The following is a 19,487-nucleotide window of genomic DNA, read 5'->3' as shown; positions in this document are numbered from 1 at the left end:
ACAGCCGGATTAGATCATTAGTTAGAGAAAAAATACTTACTTTAAAGTAAGTCCTCGTTTTAGATTACCCCAGAAGCCGAGTTCGTCCGTCTGGAGCATTAAGCCACCGTAGATGCGACCAATGTAGGCCATGCTGCCAACGATCGTTGCAATCAATAGGAGCATTGAAATACCAGCTTGTAGGCCGGATGCGGTATTGTTGATTAAGCGCAACGGCATCAGGTACGACGAGAAGAACGGCACGTACGAGAAAATTCGGACAAACGTATTGGTGGGGTTACCTTGAAAGGCAAGCGCCACGGCAAAGGTAATCAGGTTGAGGTAGACGACTGGTTGTGACGCCTTACCAGCATCTTCGATTCGGGTCACGAGTGCGCCACAGAAAGCTGAAATAACGGTATACAACAGGACGGCCAGGAGGGCAAAGAGCAAGTTGATCGATAATAAATTATGCAAGACTTGGTTGATCACCCCGGTGTTTTGCGACCATAAGTTGGCCGTGACCCGGCTGTGTTGTGCGACCTGAACAATCACTGCGCCCCCTAAGAGGTAAATTAGGAGCTGGGTCACGATCACGAGTAAGACCCCGTATACTTTACCGTTGAAGTATTTCCGCGGTGTCGTGCTCGAGAAGATGACTTCCATGATCTTGGTCCCTTTTTCCGCGGCAATTTCTTGGGCCGTGATGGATGAATAGGTCGTTAAAATTAGGTAAACGAAGAAAACGATGATGTAGAAAGAAATTCGTTTAGCCAGTTTGTTCGTGGCGGTCTTCTTTTGTAACGATTGCTTAAATTTGGGTTGAACCGCTAAAGCACGGGTCTGATTGGGCGATAATTTAGCTAAACGCAGGTTCAAAGCCGTTTGGTTAGTCGCTAAGAACCGTTGGATTTTAGCTTGATCACCACTATTGACAGCGTCGGGTCCGTGAAAGGTTGCTTGTAATTGTTGGTCCTGCATACTCAAGGTCAGGTAGCCGTTGATGTCGCTCCGTTTAGTGGCCCGCTGCGCACTAGCGACGGTATCGTACTTATCAGTTGTCGCCACGCCACTACTTTGGATGAAGTTCGCACGGAGTTGCGTGTCCTTACTGATGACGGCGATATCGCTCTTGTTTTGATTAGGCACCGCTAAGTAGGAAAGCCCAAAGGACAGTCCAACGAAGAGGAAAGGCATTAAGACCAGCGTCAAGAAACTCCAAGATTTGACCTGACGCAGATAAGTTTCCAGTGTAACGATCCAGGTCTTATTCATGTGCGCCACCCCCTGCTTCTGTCCGGAAAATTTCATCCAGGGTTGGTGGTTGCTGGCTAAATTCAGGAACGTAATGTCCGGCCGTCACCGCGTCAAAAACGGCTGGGCCAACGTTGGCGTCGGCTAATTGCAGACGGTAACGTTGCGGACCAATCGTTTTGACACTCGTCACGCCGTTTAGCGCTGCTAGCTGGTCGCTGGTCCAGTCGGTGGTCAAGAATAGGCGGGTCCGGCCAAATTGTTGGCGGACATCGTCGATCGTACCCTTGAGTACGGCCTGCCCGTTGCGCAACATGACGAGGGCGTCGCAGATTTCTTCGACGTTACTCATATCGTGACTTGAAAAAATAATGGTTGCGCCCCGTTGTTTAGCGTCTAAGATAGCCTGCTTTAATAAGTCGGCGTTGACTGGGTCTAATCCGCTAAACGGTTCATCAAGGATAATGAGTTGTGGGTCGTGAATCAAGGTACAGATCAATTGGACTTTTTGTTGGTTCCCCTTTGAGAGCTTTTTAATGCGGTCACTGGGCTGTCCTTTGACAGCAAAGCGTTGCATCCATTCCTTGATCTTGGGCTTAGTAATACTAGCCGGTTGATTTTTTAAGCGTGCTAAGTAGACGATTTGTTGGGTAATGGTTAGTTTGGGCATTAGACTACGTTCTTCGGGTAAGTAACCAATTTGGTTATAGTCATCCGCAGTTAGTGGTTGCCCGTTCCAAGTAATTTGGCCGTCGAATGCGAGAAAGTTGAGAATACTGTGAAACGTGGTTGATTTACCAGCCCCGTTTTGACCGATTAAGCCCATGATTTCCCCGTCATGGACGTCAAACGAAACGTCGTTTAACGCTTTAACCGTGCCAAAGGTTTTACTGATGTGTGCTACCGATAGCATTGTGTCGCCCCCAATACATAGAATATGTTCATAATGGCATAACTCCGTAAGTCAGGCAAGTTTCCACTAATGTAGTGCGTTATTTTGCTCGAGGTCCAGTAGGGCCGTCTTCATCGGTAAACCACCCCGATAGCCACCTAACGTGCCATCCTTGCGTAAGACGCGGTGGCAAGGCACAACGATTAGGAGCGGATTTTTACCAACGGCACTCGCAATCGCGCGGACAGCGGTCGGCCGGTTTAAAGTGGTGGCTAATTCGGAATAGGTCACCGTTTGACCGTATGGAATTTGCTGTAAAGCGTGCCATACTTGCCGTTGAAGTGGGGTGCCGGACGTTTGGTCAAGGGGAAGGTCAAAGGACTGGGACTTGCCAGTTAAATAAGTGGCTAAGGCAGTTGCTGCGACTTGGTTAGCTTGTTGAACGATAATTGATGTCGCTTCAGGATAAAAGCGTTGGTATTCAGTTTTAGGACCGTCAGCACTTCCAACGAAGGCTAGACCTTGTTGGGTACTGCCAAGCCAGTAAGTCTGGTGATCAATGGTCGTTGAACTTAAAACGAGCTTCATAATAATGGCCTCACTTTGTTTGATTATCGTCAGTATAGCAGACAAAGTGAACGGCAATGTTTAAGAATCTTGCTTTTTAATGTGGGATAAGGTTATGCTGACAGAAAAGCGGTTATACTGCTGATATGGAGGTGAGTGCGATGGGACCAACTAAGTGTCAGTGGCAAGCCATTCAAACGAATGATGATCGTGCCGATGGCCAATTTTATTACGGTGTGATGAGTACGGGAATCTTTTGTCGCCCCAGCTGTAAGTCCAGATTGCCGTTACAACGTAACGTTCAAATCTTTGAAACGCCCACTGCAGCCGTTGAAGCCGGTTTGCGGCCTTGCAAACGGTGCCGGCCAACTGGTGACCTAGTTTCACCGGACGTTTGGGTAGCAGAAATCAAAACGATTATTGAACACCATTATGCGGAGAATTTGACTTTGACGGAACTGGCCTCACTAGCACACGGAGCGCCGTACTATTTGCACCACGTGTTTCGGCGGACAACGGGGCTGACGCCGTTAGCGTACTTGCAACAAGTTCGACTTCGGCGTGCGCAGGAATTGCTACGTACAACCACTTGGACCGTACGGGAGATCGCACAGCGGTGCGGGTTCCGTTCGCCAAGCTATTTCAGTACGCAGTTCAAAACGTCAATCGGTCAGACGCCGCGTGAGTTTCGGGAAAAGTAAGTAGCCTAAAAATAGGCGGTCAGAAATTGTGTGAGAAGGTTCTATCTTTTTAGCCGAAACGTGGGCAAAAAGGCAGTTTGTTCCGCTTAACCCGGAATCAGGGACTATTCCAAACCCGGGAATAATCCCTGATTCCACGTTAATGCTCACAACCTATTCGCCTTTTTGCCCACTCTAAAAAAAGAGACACCAATAAATGGCATCTCAGTGATTTTACGTATTTATTTAGTACCAGCCATTATTGAGCCAGAACGTCTTAGCGGCGCTCCATGAACCGTAACGGTTTTGAACGTACGTATTGGCAGTAGCTTCCTGATTAGCAGGGGAGTAATCGCCGTTTAGCAACGATTTAGTTAATTGATACTTACCATAGAATTGACCGTTAGTTGCGGTGTAAGAACCACCTGATTCGTGAGAAGCAATCCATGCTTGGGCTGCTGATTCTGACGTATCAGTCGTTGCCGTAGTCGTCGTGGTAGCAGCTGGCGCTTTGGCCTGACTCGTCGCGGCTGAACTAGTGCTTTGGCTAGTTGGTTGACTGGCAACACTAGTCGTTGAGCTAGCTTTAGCTTGGCTCGTTGCACTCGCTTGACTAGTAGCACTTACTGGTGCAGTACTAGTTTGACTAGCACTTTGCTGAACGGCCTTTGGTGCTTGGCTTGCGCTACTGCTAGTAGCACTGGTTGAACTGGCCGACTTCGCTTGGCTAACAGGTGCTTGACTTGCCGTGCTTGTTACTGAAGTGGCGCTAGCTTGACTGGTACTGCTACTCGTAACGCTAGTTGAGCTAGCCGACTTCGCTTGGCTAGCTGGCGCCTGACTGACCGTTTGTGTCGCTGAAGCTGCACTAACTTGGCTAGTACGACTGCTGCTGGCAACGCTGATCGTTGATGCGGCACTAGTTTGGCTAGTTGCATGCTGAGTAGTTGTCGTCACAGTCTTAGTACTGCTACTGTTCGAAGTTACCGGTGTCGTACTAGTTTTGGCACTAGCTGGCGCGGTTGTAACGGCGCCCATTGGGACGACTGCGTGCGCCGTCGTTTTCTTAACCACGTGACGGGTGTTAACGTTAAGTTTGTCACCAACGTAGATTAAGTTGACGTTCTTTAAATGGTTAATTTTTTGAATCGCTTTAACGGTCGACTTATGTGTCACGGCGATTTCGCTAACCGTATCACCGGCTTTGACAGTCACCGTGTCAGCCTTAGCAGCGGTCGTGCCGAGGGCGATCGCGCCAGTTGCGGCTAATGATGATAATAATATGTTTTTAACTTTCATACGGATGTTCACTCCCAGTATTTAAATGTATTCACCTTGAATTTTAACATTTAGGGCGCAATTAGTTAAGCGGTAACAAGTATTATTAATCAACTTAGTGAACAAAGTTAGTAAAGAAGACTCTGTGTACTAAATGGACTAATTAGTAAATAGTATAATTAGTTGAAAGTAGTCGTTAATTTTGGCGATGGGAAAGTAAACGCTCAAATTGGGTTAATAAGACTGATGAAATGGTAAAGTCTGTGAGTAAATTACAAACCGGGTGCCCGAAGTTTGCTATAATCATAGGCGTCAGGCACATTGTGGACACGAGGGAGCGAAATTTATGTATTATTTTGTTAATACCAGTATTAATCCCAAAAAATCAGGGATCGAACACGCTGAAATGAAGCGGCTAGCACTTTTTAATCAGCATCAGGTGCCCGCTAAAATGGTGACGCGTTTCTTTTCATTGTCACTACATAAAACATTAAAAGACGCCGGTATTGCGGAAGCTAATCAGATTAACTTATTTGATTACTTACAACAATCATCGGATTTTAAACCAGTTAAGTTTACGATTGAAGATTTACACTTAGCTGACGATTTACGAATTGAAGCGGATGGGCGCAATTACATTGTTTATCAGCGTGATCAGTTGTTGATGCGTATCAATACGTTTGCCAACACGCAAAAACAATTGAACAACGTTCAGTACTATGACCAAAAAGGAAAGTTGGTCAAGACAGACTGGTACGATACGCGTGGGTTCAAAGGACTAGAACAGTTTTACACGTTTGATGGGCAGGTTGCCAGTGAACAAGTCTTTGATCCTGAAGGTAACGTGGTGTATCAGACGTTTCACATGCCAGACCGGCAAAGCCAAGTTCAAAATTCACTGTACCGGTTTGTGAACTATCACGGTCAGGATTGGTCGTTTACGGGTGAAACGGCGATGACGACGTTCTTCTTAGATGAATTAAATCGGGAAACCCCCGGTGCGGTATTCGTCATTGACCGGACTTACGAACTCGCTTATGCGGCTTTAAATATGCAGACCAAGGCCTTCAAGGTAATGCATCTGCATAGTAACCACGTGAATGACCCGGCACATCCGCAGACCGCCACTTTGAACTTTAATTATGCCTATGCGTTGCATAACTTATCTCAGTGGAACGGGGTGATTGCGTCAACGGAACAACAAACGCAGGATTTCGTGGCTCGTTATGGAAACAAGCCGGCAACGTATGCGATTCCGGTGGGGATTGTTCCCGACGCGACCTTAAAAGCCAGACACCCAGCTTGGAAGACGCGGACGCCCGGTAAGATTATTTTTGTGGCGCGCTTAGCGGAAGAAAAGCAACAAGACCAAGTGATTCGGGCGTTCAAACAGGTTCGCCAAACGGTGAAGAATGCGACACTGGATTTCTGGGGCTACGCCAACGGGGATACTGGCAAGAAATTAAAACAATTAGTCACGGATCTGAACTTAACGGATAGCGTGACGTTTAACGACTACACGACTGATTTGACGAGTGTGTATAACCACGCCCAACTCGCGATGCTAACGTCGCGGGCGGAAGGCTTTGCTTTAGCACTTCTAGAAGGCCAGGCCCACGGTGTACCGCAGGTGGCGTATGACGTTAAATACGGCCCCCGGGATATTATTCGGGATGGTCAGGATGGGATTTTAGTTCCCGTTAATAATGAAGCTGCGCTAGCGACTGCAATGATTGACTTATTGAGTGATTCTGACAAAAGTCAGGCGTTCAGCAAGCAAGCTTATGAAGATGCCAAACGGTACGGAACAGACGCGGTCTGGCAACGGTGGGAACCATTGATGGCAGCAGCTAAGGCGTTTTACCAAACGGAAGGTGGGGAAGCATAATGTATTTTTTTGTTAATCAATACGTGATGGCCTTAAATTCCGGGGTGGAACACGCGGAATTTAAGCGACTGCAATTATTTAAAGAACACCAAACACCGGCGCAACTGGTCACGCGCCAGTTTGATGGGTTGTTACATCAAAATATGCGTCGGTTTAACCTGGAAGACAATCAAATGGCGAACCTCTTTGATTTCTTTCGGGGAACGGCCACGTTTGAACCGCGCGTTTTGAAGATTGAAGATTTAAATTGGCCGGGGGCTTACGAAATTAAGCCTAACCCGAACGTGAGTGAAGTGCACGCCGGTGACCGGTTGATTGCTAAAGTTCACTTTGTCCCAAGCACGGTTGGGCACGTTTATTACGTTGAAATCTTTGATAAGTTCAATAACCGGGTCCAACGAACTGATTATGACGAACGGGGATTCAAAGCCCGGGATCAATTTATTGCACCGAATGGTGAAGCAGTAACGGATATCTTTTATCGGCCGGACGGGAGTCGTTTTGCGGAACAATACTACGCACATGACGGTAACGGTGCAAACACGGTTTCGATGTGTAAGTTGATTGGGTACCAAGGCAAAGACTATTACTTTAATGGTGAATTGGAATTTTACCGGTTCTTCCTAGATGAATTAAACCGTGCTAATGGCGAAAATAACGTCTTCATTGCGGACCGACCTTTAGCCGCACAGTGGCCGGTTATCAACATGCAAAGTAAGGCTCAGAAGTACTTATGGTTACCAACTCCACATACGGTCAACCCTCAGGACCAGGTCTATGCTAATTTGAATAACGCCTACGTTTATGGGATTCATGAGTACCTAACGTCCTTAGACGGGGTCATTACTAGCACACCGCAACAGCGTGATGATCTCAGTAAGTGGTTAGGCGGCAAGCCTAAACGACCAATCCGGGCAATCTCAGCTGCGGTTGTTTCTAAGGAGCAAGCTAGTCAGCCACACGTTGCCATGAGTGCGCGGCGGCCCCACCAAATCATTTATACTGGGCGCGTTGATAATGAACGACGGGTTGACCAAATTATCACGGCTTTCTCACAAGTTCGACGCCGGATTAAGGACGCAACGTTACTGATACACGGGTACGGTGGTGCCGTTGATACGCTTAAAGAACAGGTGAAAAAGCTCGATTTAGACGGTGCGGTGACCTTTGCGGGTTACCAAGTCGACTTGCAACAGGACTACAATCTGTCGGGGGCTTACGTTTACGCTGGGGAAAGTGACGCGCAACCCTTATCGTTAATTGAAGCACTAAGCCACGGAATTCCGGCCGTTGCGTACGATATCAATTACGGTCCCAAGGATGTTATAAAAGATGGCCGTAACGGATACTTGGTTAAGAACGGCGCGGTCAATCAACTCGTGACCGCCTTAACGAAGGTTCTAGAAAATCCACAACGACAACAAAAAATGAGTGATGCGGCGTACCGTAGTAGTGCGCAGTATAGTAGCGATGCTGTCTGGAAACAGTGGCAAGTTATCGTAAAAGATTAGCTTAGAATAAATAAATAAGGCCCATCAGAAATTCACCCGTTTCTGATGGACCTTATTTGTTTTGAACTAGTGCCACCGTTGTAAGTAGTTGGTGATGACTTGCTGGATTGATTCTAAATCAGTGTTGGGCTGCGTTTTTGTCAGTAGAAAGAATCGCCGTTGATAATGATCACTTAAATGTTCAACGGGGACCTGGTCGGTTAAGACGTGTCGTGAAATGATCGATTGACCGACGCCTTGGTCCAGTAAGTCCGCAATCACTTGATTACTGTGAATGACCATGACCTGTTGGGGTTGAACGTTACGGGCCTTTAAAAAGGCGTTGGTGTAGTGGCGAACGCCAGAATTCGGTTCGCGTAATAGCCAGAGGGGACTGTCGAAGTTACCCGCGTGGACGAGTTCATCGTGTCCGAAGGCGAGGCGGTTTAAGTTGTCCGTGACCAGCGGTTTTTCAACTAGGCCAAAATCCAGTTTATGCTGGGACATCGCCGTTAAAATTTCTGCTGAATTGGCTAGGCTGACCTTGAAATCAAAGTGCTCACCGTATTCTGCCAGTGTTGCTAATAATCCCGGAAGAATCAGGTTTCCCGTGGTGTGGGAGGCGCCGATACGGCACGAAATTTTGACTAATTGGCCAGTCGCGCGGACGGCCGCTTTAGTCGTATCCCAAGTTTCAAGTAACTGCTGCGCTTGCCGGTACAGCAGTTTACCACTCGCCGTTGGCACGATTTCTTGACGGCCGTTTCTAGTGAACAGGGTGGTGTTCAGTTCAGTTTCTAACTGTTTGATCTGAGTCGAAACGGTTGGTTGTGAAATGAAGAGTTGCGCGGCGGCGTGTGAAAAATTACGGGTCTCGTATACGATTCTAAATGTCTGTAATTGTTTAAACATAGTGTTTTCCTCACTATTCAGTGTCGGCCAAGCTGGAGTGTGGCTGAGCCTTGATTTATTATTACGATTATTAATAGTAACTATCATAATAATTTATTTCTCAAATGTAAATCATTTCCGTATACTAAAAGTTATCGAAGAAAACGGGAGTGAATCAAATGACGGTCAAAAGGATCTTACCAGGCTTAGGCATGAGTGTCGTGATTGCAATTATTAGTCAATTCTTGGCACAATATATTCCAGCATTGGGCGCAGCCACGATTGCGATTTTATTAGGAATCGTTGGTGGAAATACGTTTTTGAAACAACCACAACTTAATCGGGGGACTAAGTTTGCGGAAAGTAAGTTATTGGAATACTCCGTAATGTTGCTCGGGGCAACGATGACGGTCCAGACCATCGGCAAAATTGGTGGCTGGGGCGTGGGGTTCATTTTGATTCAAATGACGATTACGATCGTGGGCGCACTCTGGCTCGGTAACCGCTTAGGGTTTAGTCAAAACATGCGATTATTAATGGCTGGTGGGAACGCCGTCTGTGGGTCATCCGCGATTGCGTCGATTGCACCAGTCATTGAAGCTGATGAAGATGATAAGGGAACGGTCATCACCTTAGTTAACCTAATGGGGACGGTCTTAATGTTGACCTTACCACTATTAGGGGGCGCCGTCTTTGGCGGAAGCGTCATCTTGAAGGGGGCCTTGATTGGTGGGACGTTGCAATCAGTAGGTCAGGTGGTTGCTGCTGCTAGTATGGTCAACCAAACGACGGTTCAATTTGCCACTATTTTTAAAATTATGCGGATCATGATGTTAGTTGTCGTTGTCTTAATCTTTGGCCGGCTTCACAAACGAACGATTGAAAATGAATTGGCCGAAGACGCTGAAGTTAGCGGTAATGGTAGTGGTCACTGGTTACCATGGTACGTTGCGGGATTCCTGATTCTATGTGCCCTCAACAGTTTAGTGACCTTGCCAGCCATCGTGGGTGCGACTGCGCACACGATTAGTAGTTGGTTTGAAATCACCGCATTAGCTGCAATTGGCTTGCGGTTGAACCTGGCTAACTTTTTGAAGGCCGGAAAACGCCTCGCATTATACGGATTAGGAGTTGGGACGATTCAAGTTGTGAGTGCCCTAGCTTTAATCACGTTATTATTACGACATTAAGCATTTTTAACTAAAAATTAGTCGCTTGTAAGTTATTCCGGTTGCCACTGATGACATGCGCTCGTGGGACCGGGGCTAGCCTGGGGATCGGTCTAGTCCCTCGCCCGGAACAATTGCAAAAGACGCAATTGTCCCGAACCGTCCGTGGGGTAGGCCCGGCAAAAAGCGCCGCGCCAACGCCACCAGCACGACCGATGCCATCAGTGGCAACCTCCGAGCATCCAACTAAAATAACGATAGTAAGACTATTGTTAGTGGAGTCAGGTGAGTCCTTGCGGTGCAATTCAAATACGTGGGTTATCGGCTTTGAATTGAAGTTCCAGACCGTCAAGTGGCTGAAACATCAAACTTGACCAATTTATTTTAAGACAATCTTAGCGTAGCCGGCAGAGTCAGCGGCCGTGTCGGCACTGTTAGCTGGCGTTTCTTGCCAGGTTACAGTGCGGGGCGACTTGAAAGACTCGTCCTTTGAGGCTTTCAAGCGAGGCGGAAGACCGCTCTTTTGGCTGTAGCCGACCCCACGGCCCACTGATTCTGCCGGCGAAGCGCTGAAAAATACTAATCTTCTAACGATAAGTAGTGCCATGGCAATGATTGAACTAGTTCTAGCATTTTCAATCTTGAGATTATTAAATAAAAAGAATTGGTTTGAGAAATTTTCTCAAGCCAATTCTTTTTTACTGTGATTTAGTTTTTAGCTTTTAATGTTACGGTGGTCCATGACGTTGGAATCGTGAAGACGTAATGTCGACTGACAACCGCAGCTTTGCCGGCGCCTAAGTGGAACAACGTCTTGACCGCGTGGTTGCGATATTCCCAGCGCGTTGTGGCAATTTGGACCTGCGCTGCCGTGCCGGTCGTGACCTTAGTCGTGGTCGTCGCGTCCGCCACCGTATGACTAGGCTTAGTAGCGTTAGCGACCCGGTAAATGATCGTTTTTTCGGAACCAGTGCCAAGGGGCTGGTTGAGTAATGCGGCACGTTGCGAACGCACGGGCACTAAATCTTCAATCGTGGTCGTGGTCACTTGGTGCATCCCCCAGTGAGCGGTATCGTTACCCGCTAAACCGATGAGACTGCCCGCGATAAGGATAAAACTAATGGCAATGGTAACGTTACGGGTCAGACTAGCGTGGCCGAAAATCATGGCTCCGGCGAAAACAAACGTCGCTAAAATTAAAAGAAGAATGATCATGCTGCATCGTCCTCCCGTTCAACCTTGATAGAGTGGTGTGCTTTTAATAAACAACTTAAAATAAAACCAAAGGCACAAAAGATCAGTGACACGATGAAGGCCATGTGGTAACCGGTCAACGTCGCGCTGATGGTAGCTGATTTATATTTCAAAGGTGCCGATGTGAGCATGTGCTGGCTAGGTAAATTCCATTTAGAAACACTGGAATAGACACTAATCAGCACGGCCGTTCCCATGGAAGCAGCGACTTGCCGTAACGTGTTGTTAGCGGCCGTCCCGTGAGAAATCAAGTTAAATGGTAAGGCGTTGATCCCAGTAGTTGTCACGGGCATGGTGACCATGGTTAAGCCAAACATCCGGATCGCATAGACAACGATAATCCAAAGAATCGGGGTCGTTGCGCTAATGGATAGGAAGAAGGCCGTTCCAGTTGTTAAGAGCAACATCCCGGTCATGGCTAAACGGCGTGCACCGATGTGGTCAAAAATGCGGCCGGTAATGGGACTCATAATCCCCATCATGATGGCACCGGGCAGCAGAATGAGTCCGGAATCCATTGCGGAGCGTCCTAAGACCGTTTGAATATACATTGGTAGGATCATTTCGACCCCCATCATGGCCATGTAGGCGAGGGCGGTCAGAATAGCGGATAAGGTGAACGCTGGAATTTTAAAGACTCGGAGTTCCAATAATGGCTGTTCCATATGCAATTGACGGTAAACAAACAAACCGATAAAGATGATTCCAATAATCAAAGTGGCAATGACGACGGGGTCGCCCCAACCGGATTCACCGACTGAAGAGAAGCCGTACAGCATACTCCCAAAACCGATGGTGGAAATCAGAACTGACCACCAGTCGATGGGTTGTTTAGACGTTGGGAGAACTTTGCGGAGTGTGAAAAATGAAATAATAATGACGGCTAAGTTGATGGGCATAATGAATAAAAATAGTGCACGCCAATTATAGTTGTCAATAATCCATCCAGATAATGTCGGTCCAATTGCGGGTGCTAACCCAATAACGATCCCAGCGGTTCCCATGGCAGAGCCCCGTTTTTCTGGCGGGTACACTGACGACATGATGGTTTGGAAAACTGGGGCGGAAATACCAACCCCCATCGCCTGAATCATCCGGGCAATCAGTAACATTTGAAAATTGACGGAGAGGTAGGCCAGAATGGTGCCCAGTCCGAAAATGACCATTGCAGCTAAGTACAGGTACTTGGAGTTGATCCGTGTCAGCATCCAAGCGCTGACGGGAATCATGATTCCCATGATCAGCATAAAACCAGTGGTTAACCACTGCACAGCGTTTGCCGAAATATTGAAATAGTTCATTAACGTTGGGAATGCAGTTGTTAACAAAGTTTGGGTAATAAAAGTGCTAAAGGTTCCGACTAGCAGGGTTAAAACTAACCACGTGCGGTGGTACGGTTGACCGTTAGCATCTAAGGGTAAGGTGGAATTGTTGGTTGGCATAGTACCGTCCTTTCATAAAATAATTTATAAAACACAATTAATAAGTATAACACGATAACTATACCAATCACACATATATGCCTTGGTAACAGAAAATGACAGCGCCTAAAAACTAGGCCAATTTTAAAAAAAGCGCTGTGCTAAAATAATATTGAGTACATGAAAGGTGATTGAAAATGATGAAAAGTAACTATTTAACGTTTGATTGTTACGGCACTTTAATCAACACCGATCCGGTATACCAATGGATCGAAAATTTAGCGTTAGCTGCGGGGGTAGATCCGCAGGCCGTTAGAAACGCATATGCATCTTATGAAGATGACCCGGTCAGCGTTCACCCTTACTTGGACTTTGCTGATTTAGTGCGGGAAAACTTAAAACACTTAGATGGTATGTTTGACCAAGAACACTTTTTTGAAAGCCACTACGTCGAAGGGCTACAAATTCAACGTCACTTGTTGCCTTATCCTGACGTTGTGTCGACGCTTCAAGATTGGCATGATCAGGGCTATCAGCTGATTATCATGTCCAATTCTTCGTGGGACATCATGTCCGCCAATTTAGCGGCGCTAAAAGTCCCGTTTGACGCGGTCATTACCGCCGAAGATGTTCAGGCGTACAAACCCGATTTGAAATTTTTCAAGGCCGTTCAGAATCAGTTCGCATTCACACCAGCAAACCACTGGCACGTCGCACGGGGCTACGACTCCGACGTTGTACCTGCCGAACAGATGGGATGGCCAATGCTGTGGATCAATCGCGGTCAGGAAAAACCAAGTCGTACTGAACAGCCAACGCACACGGTGGCGGATTTGGCTGCTGCAAAGGCGTGGATTGGGTAATGATGGCTACGCGGATTTTACCAGTGGACCAGCAGCTTAAGCACTGGTTGATTATCAGAGTTGAACAGGCCTTTTGATGACAATCCTCGTTGATGGTCGTGTTGTTAACTTGAAAGGACCTAATTGTGAAAAGTAAATCTTTAAATCGAAGTACCGTCTTACTCATGGCGGTTTCGGCCGCCATCGTTGTGGCCAATATTAACTATATTCAGCCGATTGAAGCGGACATCGCACGGCAGTTTAATTTAGCGAATGCCGTTGTGGGTGCTGTTGCCATGCTAACGCAGCTAGGCTACGCATTTGGACTATTATTGATTGTCCCAATGGGTGACATTATGAACCGACGAACGCTGATTTTGCGGTTGCTCGCCTTAGCGATTTTATCAGCTTTGTTGGCCTTCATGGCGCCAAATATTTGGGTGTACGCAGCGGCCAGCTTACTGATTGGGATCACGTCGGTGGCACCGCAAGTCATTATTCCGTACGCTGGTTTTCTAGCGCCACAGGGGCAACGAGGCCGGGTACTCGGCAATATCTTAAGTGGGCTACTCGTTGGGGTGCTCCTCTCAAGAACGGTCAGTGGAGTGCTCGCCAGTGTGTTACCGTGGCAAGACGTTTACCTGATTGCGGCGGTCATGATTGCCTTGTTGGGGATTGTTTTAATTAAAAAACTGCCACGGGACCCAGTGACGACCCACACGACGACGTACCGGTCGATGATCAAAACGGTTCCCCAACTGGTGAAGCAGTATCCCGTGTTGCGAGCAGCGGCCGTGAATGGGTTTGTGTTGTTCGGCGTTTCCAACATTTTCTGGGCGACCTTAGTCTTTTACTTACAACACCAGTATGGCTGGGGCAGTCGTGAAGCCGGATTATTAGCTTTACTTGGCGTGACCGGCGTGTTGGCCGCACCGCTGATTGGCCGGTTAGCTGACCAGTTCCGTCCGCGGACGATCATTGGCCTGGGACTAGTCTTGTCAACGGTGGCTTACGTCGTTTTCATTCTGTTTGGAACCCGCGTTGCCGGTCTGATCGTCGGCATCGTTATTTTAGACTTAGGAACGCAATTTGGGCAGGTCGCGAATCAAACCCAGATTCAAAACATTGCGTCCAATACTAGCAGTCGGTTTAACTCGGTCTTTATGTTTGGCTACTTCATGGGTGGCGCGCTCGGGTCATTTTTCGGTAACCTATTATGGGACGTTGCCGGCTGGTACGGGGTCTGCGGCTTGGGCTTTGTTGTATTAGTAATCGGGTTTTACGCCCACTTTATTCACTATCCGCACGTAATTGCTAAAAAGAAAAACAGAACGCAAACTAATTAAAATAGTCTCAATAAGGAGTTTGCGGCAAAATTAAAAAAGCCAATCAGAAAAATTTCTGGTTGGCTTTTCCTGTTGTTAGGGTCGAAACATGCTCGCAAACTAACCGCCTTTGGCCCACCCTAATGTAGGTTCATCAAGGCAAAAACAAGTGGAATCGAAACAACGCTTAAGATGGTTGAAATACTCATCAACGCAACGGCTGGACCGGGGTTGCCGTGAACCTTTAGTGTGAACAAGACCACAATTCCGGCTACCGGACAAGCGGCCATCAAAACGGTCGTAAATAGGGGCACACCGGTAATCCCCATAAATTGGAGTACCACGATGGCTAGGTAAGGGAATAAGAAGTTGCGCAGCAATAGGACGCCCCATAACCGTTTATCCAAAGTCTCGCGGTTTAGTTTGACGTCGGCCAAGCTGTTCCCGATGACAATCATGGACAGCGGGGTGTTGATCGAACTGACGTAGGTCACGGCACTGTTCGCAATCGATGGTAAGCGGACGGAGGTCATAAACAAAATCAGACCAACAATAATTGCAATGATGTTGGGATTTAAGACAATTTGTTTGAGATTCTCTTTGCGACTACCTTGGTTACCCGTAAATAAGGAAATCCCGTGGGTCCAACTAAAAATGTTGAAAGCGGCCAGTGAGGCAACCGCAAAAAAGACCCCGGTGGAACCGAATAGTGAGCTGGTTAGTGGGATGCCCATAAAACCAGCGTTGGAATAGACGGACCCGTAGCGCATGATGCGGCGCAAGTTGGGATCGGCGACGCGTTTAAATATTAATTGAGTGATTAAAATCATAATGACATAGATAATGACAATTCCTAAAATGACCCGCCCCAACATTTGCAGCCGATCAGCTGAGAATGTTTTTTCAAACGCGTTGATAATCAAACAGGGTGAGACCACGTAAAGTAAGATGTTGGTGAGATCCGTTGAAGTTTGGGCGTGCATGAACCCAATCTTGTTGATCAGCAGACCGACCAGCATTAAAAGAAACATTAAAATAATTTGATTCGTTAATTGTGCTAGGTTCATAGGCTTCAGTCCAATAAATTAGAATACTCTCATTATTGGGGCTAAGCTGATTTAATGTCAACGCATTTTATAGGTGAAAGCGTTTTTAAATTCACTTGTCTAACCTGCATGGTGGCTTGCTTGTACCACGTCGACGTGGTGTTTGAGGTTTGGAAAGACGTGCGTATCGGACCAGCCCATGATGGCGCCCTGAGCGACCAAGGCGAAGACGGTCCCAATCCCAATAGCGTGCAGTTGGCCGGTGGCAATAAAGGAAATAATAATAATCAGCACTGGTGGCAAGTAGCTGGCCCATTGCGCAATGATGGCTGATCCGTGTAAAAAGCGGAAGCGTAAGATATAGGACAAGTCATCGTTAGGGTGCTGGATCAGGTTACAACGCTGGTAAATGGAAACGGCGGCCGCAACGGCTACCAGACCGACAAAGTTTAAAATCAAGCGTGCGGTAAAGGAAAAGTTTGGCACGCCCAGCCACTGCCAAAAGTAGCCAATAAATTCAACTAAATAACTAAATGGAATAATGTACAGCAGGTTTGAGATGAAGCGCCGACGGTCAAAATGGCCCAGTAAGAGCTGGTTCAAGAGGGTCACGACGATGCCGTAAAGCAATAACGTCGTTCCCAGTGGAATTTGAATCCAGTTCGACAGGTTGACGCTGGACCCTGTCCAAACGGCACTGCCGAGGTCGGCGGAAATGGTTAGGGCGTTACCCGCGGAGTTGAGCAGGATTGAAAAGACGAGAAAAAAGAAGCGTTGGCGAAAATCAACGATATTAAACACGGTAGAGTTCCTTTCGAGATGACTTGAATAACCTCATTATAGCGGTTTTACCAAGTGACCGTCACGGCTAGATAAATGAAAATGTGCTATACTTGTTTCATAAATTAATAATTCGGTTGAAGGGCACTTCAAGAATTCGGACTGTTTTTGGGTTGGACAGTCGTTTTCTTGGCGCGCCCTTTTTTAGGAGGCAACATGGATTTTATTGGAAGTTTGAGTTTAATATTGATCGTGACGGCGTTGGCTGGGCACATCAGTGTACGGATGGGATTACCCGCCGTAATTGGCCAGCTAATTAGTGGGATCGTTTTAGGGCCAGCCGTACTAGGGTGGGTGACGGCCACTAGTTTTATTAAAGACTTTGCGGAACTCGGTGTAATTATTTTGATGTTTATGGCCGGGCTAGAAAGTGATTTGCAATTATTAAAAAAATATTGGAAACCAAGCTTGCTGGTTGCGGTTTTAGGTGTGATTTTGCCAATTGGTGTCATCGATTGGTGTAGTCAGTTATTTCATTTAAACAGTACGGAAAGCCTCTTTTTAGGCGTGACGTTTGCTGCCACCTCGGTCTCGATTTCAGTAGCTGTTCTGAAGGAACTTGGCGTTTTGGATGGCAAGGAAGGCACGACGATTTTAGGAGCGGCGGTGGTCGATGACGTGCTCGCCGTTCTAATCTTGAGCTTGATGATCAGCTTATTTGGAAATGAAGTTAGCGGGGGCGGTAACCACGCTTCAACTAGTTTGGCAGTCTCACTGACGATCCAACTGGCGTTCTTTGTCGCTTTGTATTTCGTGGTCAAATGGTTAGTGCCGCACTTGATGTCCGTCGGGAACGCGCTGTTAGTGCCGACCTCGGTGACCTTAATGTCCTTAGTGATTTGTTTTGGCTTATCCTACCTAGCGGACATGATTGGCTTGAGCGCCGTCATTGGGGCGTTCTTTGCCGGAATTGCGGTGGGGCAAACGGACTACCATGAGATTATTGACGAGCATATCCAGCCAATTGGGAATGCTGTTTTCATTCCCGTATTCTTCGTTAGCATCGGCTTAAATATGTCATTTAAAGGTTTCCTGAGTGACTTCTGGTTTATCGTGGTCATTACGATTGCAGCCATTTTGACGAAGCTGATTGGTGCTGGCATTGGTGCTAGGATGGTGGGCTTTAGTTGGCTTAGTGGTTATGAAATTGGGGCCGGAATGGTTTCGCGGGGTGAAATGGCCCTGATTATCGCCCAGATTGGTTACCAAGGAAAACTATTGTCGGAAAATCGTTATTCAGCGGTTATTACAGCAATTATCTTAACAACGTTAATTGCGCCAATCCTACTACGACACGCCGTCAAACGGATGAAGTTAAGCGAGGCGTCGTAAAAAAGTAGTAGCATCTAAAAATGGTTCTACAGAAATCAGTGAAAATTTCTGTAGAACCATTTTTTTGAGACTTTTTTTCTAGTTAACTGAAGGTTGAAAGTTAAATTTAAGGATTAAGTATTGTTGCATCAGCACTAAGCCCATGAAAATTAGCTACTTGTAAACTATTCCGGTTGCCACTGATGACATGCGGTCGTGGGACCGGGTCAAGCCTGAGGAGCGGTCTTGCCCCTCGCCTGGAACAGTTGCCAAATGCGCAATTGCTCCAGACCGTCCGTGGTTTAAGCCCGGAAAAATCACCGGCCTAAGACCACCTTCACGACCGATGCCATCAGTGGCAACCTCCGAGCATCCGATGGAAGTTACATTTATCATAGACAATTGCCAGCTATGTTGAGGTTGCTATCAAACTTAACCGGCTTGTTTTAAAGCAATCTTAGCGTAGCCGGCAGGATCGGTGGACCGTGTCGGCACTGTTTTCTGGCGTTTCTTGCCAGGTTACAGTGCGGGGCGACTTGAGAGACTCGTTCTTTGAGGCTTTCAAGCGAGGCGGAAGACCGTTCTTTGTCTGTAGCCGACCCCATGGCCCACTGATTCTGCCGGCGAAGCGCCGAAAAATACTAATTTTCTAATGATAAGGAGTGCTATGGCAACGATTGAACTAGTTTTAGCACTTTCAATCTTTAGCTAGTTAAAACGTGCGTTGCAACCTATTTGCCTTTTTCCCCATGCTGTTTTCGATAGTGGACTTCCGCTAATTGCCCGTATTGATTGGTAGCTACGAGTTCGAAGCGTTGCTGATGATTAATGGTCGTAAATAACGGAATGCCGCTACCTAGGATAACGGGCGCGATTTGGATGAACATTTCGTCGATGAGGTTAGCTTCCAGTAATGGCATTAAAATACCGGCACCACCGACAATCCAAATGTTTTGGCCCGCTTTTTGACGTAGTCCCTGAACCAACTCAGTGACGGCAGCGTTGGTGAATTGCGTGTGGTCGTCACCGGGATGTGGGGCGGAGGTCATCACGATACTTTGCGTGTCAGGATTAAACGGATTGATCAATTGATCAGTCGTTTGCTCCATGGTGTACTCATAAGTATGGCGCCCCATAATGGCGGTGTCCACTTGTTGCATGAACGTTTTGGTTGGCGCTTCGTCCGCACCACTAGTCTGGAAAAGCCAGTCTAGCCGATTATCCTTAGTAGCGAGATAACCGTCGATTGAGATTGCCCCATAAAATTGTACTTTACGCATGGTATGACACCTACTTCTAGTCTTTTTAATAGTCACATTGTACCATGATTACAACTTACGATTATGAGAAATCAACTGTG

General features: G+C 47.1%; 17 protein-coding genes. 7 read left to right on the top strand and 10 right to left on the bottom strand.

What is annotated here, in order from left to right:
- Positions 1-36: 36 nt before the first annotated feature.
- The 3 genes from AAA939_RS10200 to AAA939_RS10190 form a co-directional block, all read right to left on the bottom strand.
- Positions 37-1,254: an ABC transporter permease gene (locus AAA939_RS10200; RefSeq protein ID WP_338210654.1), complete on the bottom strand. Its 1,218-nt coding sequence runs from the start codon at positions 1,252-1,254 to the stop codon at positions 37-39.
- Entirely contained in the window at positions 1,247-2,146 is a 900-nt protein-coding gene (locus AAA939_RS10195) for an ABC transporter ATP-binding protein (protein ID WP_338210653.1), read from the bottom strand. The genes AAA939_RS10200 and AAA939_RS10195 overlap by 8 nt, the downstream gene beginning before the upstream one ends.
- Before the next feature lie 66 nt (positions 2,147-2,212).
- A complete protein-coding gene (locus AAA939_RS10190) occupies positions 2,213-2,713 on the bottom strand; it encodes a methylated-DNA--[protein]-cysteine S-methyltransferase (RefSeq protein ID WP_338210651.1) in 501 nt (166 codons plus the stop codon).
- A gap of 140 nt (positions 2,714-2,853) precedes the next feature.
- Here AAA939_RS10190 and AAA939_RS10185 point away from each other — a divergent pair, with 140 nt between their 5' ends.
- Positions 2,854-3,393 (top strand): bifunctional transcriptional activator/DNA repair enzyme AdaA, encoded by a 540-nt coding sequence (locus AAA939_RS10185; RefSeq protein ID WP_338210648.1) that lies wholly within the window; start codon positions 2,854-2,856, stop codon positions 3,391-3,393.
- Positions 3,394-3,618: 225 nt separating this feature from the next.
- On the opposite strand, the gene AAA939_RS10180 is transcribed toward AAA939_RS10185, so the two are convergent.
- Entirely contained in the window at positions 3,619-4,671 is a 1,053-nt protein-coding gene (locus tag AAA939_RS10180) for a LysM peptidoglycan-binding domain-containing protein (RefSeq protein ID WP_338210646.1), read from the bottom strand.
- Between the two features lie 325 nt (positions 4,672-4,996).
- Here AAA939_RS10180 and AAA939_RS10175 point away from each other — a divergent pair, with 325 nt between their 5' ends.
- Positions 4,997-6,538 carry a glycosyltransferase gene (locus tag AAA939_RS10175; RefSeq protein WP_338210644.1) on the top strand — a complete coding sequence of 514 codons (1,542 nt, stop codon included), beginning with the start codon at positions 4,997-4,999 and terminating at the stop codon, positions 6,536-6,538.
- A complete protein-coding gene (gene asp1 / locus AAA939_RS10170) occupies positions 6,538-8,049 on the top strand; it encodes an accessory Sec system glycosyltransferase Asp1 (RefSeq protein WP_338210641.1) in 1,512 nt (503 codons plus the stop codon). The genes AAA939_RS10175 and asp1 overlap by 1 nt, the downstream gene beginning before the upstream one ends.
- A 66-nt stretch (positions 8,050-8,115) precedes the next feature.
- On the opposite strand, the gene AAA939_RS10165 is transcribed toward asp1, so the two are convergent.
- Positions 8,116-8,940, bottom strand: a complete 825-nt coding sequence (locus tag AAA939_RS10165) for a LysR family transcriptional regulator (protein ID WP_338210639.1) — start codon at positions 8,938-8,940, stop codon at positions 8,116-8,118.
- A gap of 158 nt (positions 8,941-9,098) precedes the next feature.
- Here AAA939_RS10165 and AAA939_RS10160 point away from each other — a divergent pair, with 158 nt between their 5' ends.
- Positions 9,099-10,109 carry a YeiH family protein gene (locus AAA939_RS10160; RefSeq protein ID WP_338210638.1) on the top strand — a complete coding sequence of 337 codons (1,011 nt, stop codon included), beginning with the start codon at positions 9,099-9,101 and terminating at the stop codon, positions 10,107-10,109.
- Between the two features lie 687 nt (positions 10,110-10,796).
- Here AAA939_RS10160 and AAA939_RS10155 read toward each other — a convergent pair.
- Positions 10,797-11,303: a DUF4811 domain-containing protein gene (locus tag AAA939_RS10155; protein ID WP_338210634.1), complete on the bottom strand. Its 507-nt coding sequence runs from the start codon at positions 11,301-11,303 to the stop codon at positions 10,797-10,799.
- Positions 11,300-12,784, bottom strand: coding sequence for an MDR family MFS transporter (locus AAA939_RS10150; RefSeq protein WP_338210632.1), 1,485 nt, complete (start codon positions 12,782-12,784; stop codon positions 11,300-11,302). The genes AAA939_RS10155 and AAA939_RS10150 overlap by 4 nt, the downstream gene beginning before the upstream one ends.
- Before the next feature lie 179 nt (positions 12,785-12,963).
- Between AAA939_RS10150 and AAA939_RS10145 the strand changes: the two genes are divergently transcribed.
- Together AAA939_RS10145 and AAA939_RS10140 are read left to right on the top strand one after the other, a co-directional pair.
- Entirely contained in the window at positions 12,964-13,626 is a 663-nt protein-coding gene (locus tag AAA939_RS10145; RefSeq protein WP_338210727.1) for an HAD family hydrolase, read from the top strand.
- A 125-nt stretch (positions 13,627-13,751) separates the two neighbouring features.
- Positions 13,752-14,951 (top strand): MFS transporter, encoded by a 1,200-nt coding sequence (locus AAA939_RS10140; RefSeq protein WP_338210630.1) that lies wholly within the window; start codon positions 13,752-13,754, stop codon positions 14,949-14,951.
- A gap of 119 nt (positions 14,952-15,070) precedes the next feature.
- Here the strand turns inward: AAA939_RS10140 and AAA939_RS10135 are convergent, their stop codons facing one another.
- Entirely contained in the window at positions 15,071-15,997 is a 927-nt protein-coding gene (locus AAA939_RS10135; RefSeq protein WP_338210628.1) for an AEC family transporter, read from the bottom strand.
- Between the two features lie 99 nt (positions 15,998-16,096).
- Positions 16,097-16,777, bottom strand: coding sequence for a DUF6198 family protein (locus AAA939_RS10130; RefSeq protein ID WP_057705414.1), 681 nt, complete (start codon positions 16,775-16,777; stop codon positions 16,097-16,099).
- A 195-nt stretch (positions 16,778-16,972) separates the two neighbouring features.
- On the opposite strand from AAA939_RS10130, the gene AAA939_RS10125 reads away from it, so the two are divergent.
- A complete protein-coding gene (locus AAA939_RS10125) occupies positions 16,973-18,148 on the top strand; it encodes a cation:proton antiporter (protein WP_338210626.1) in 1,176 nt (391 codons plus the stop codon).
- A gap of 710 nt (positions 18,149-18,858) precedes the next feature.
- On the opposite strand, the gene AAA939_RS10120 is transcribed toward AAA939_RS10125, so the two are convergent.
- Positions 18,859-19,407 carry a dihydrofolate reductase family protein gene (locus AAA939_RS10120; RefSeq protein ID WP_338211415.1) on the bottom strand — a complete coding sequence of 183 codons (549 nt, stop codon included), beginning with the start codon at positions 19,405-19,407 and terminating at the stop codon, positions 18,859-18,861.
- Between the last annotated feature and the right edge of the window lie 80 nt (positions 19,408-19,487).

Origin of the sequence: Lactiplantibacillus paraxiangfangensis (assembly GCF_036246185.1) — a bacterium.
Lineage (GTDB): Bacteria > Bacillota > Bacilli > Lactobacillales > Lactobacillaceae > Lactiplantibacillus > Lactiplantibacillus paraxiangfangensis.
The sequence above is the reverse complement of the archived record's forward strand: the minus strand, read 5'-3'. Positions and strand labels throughout refer to the sequence as shown.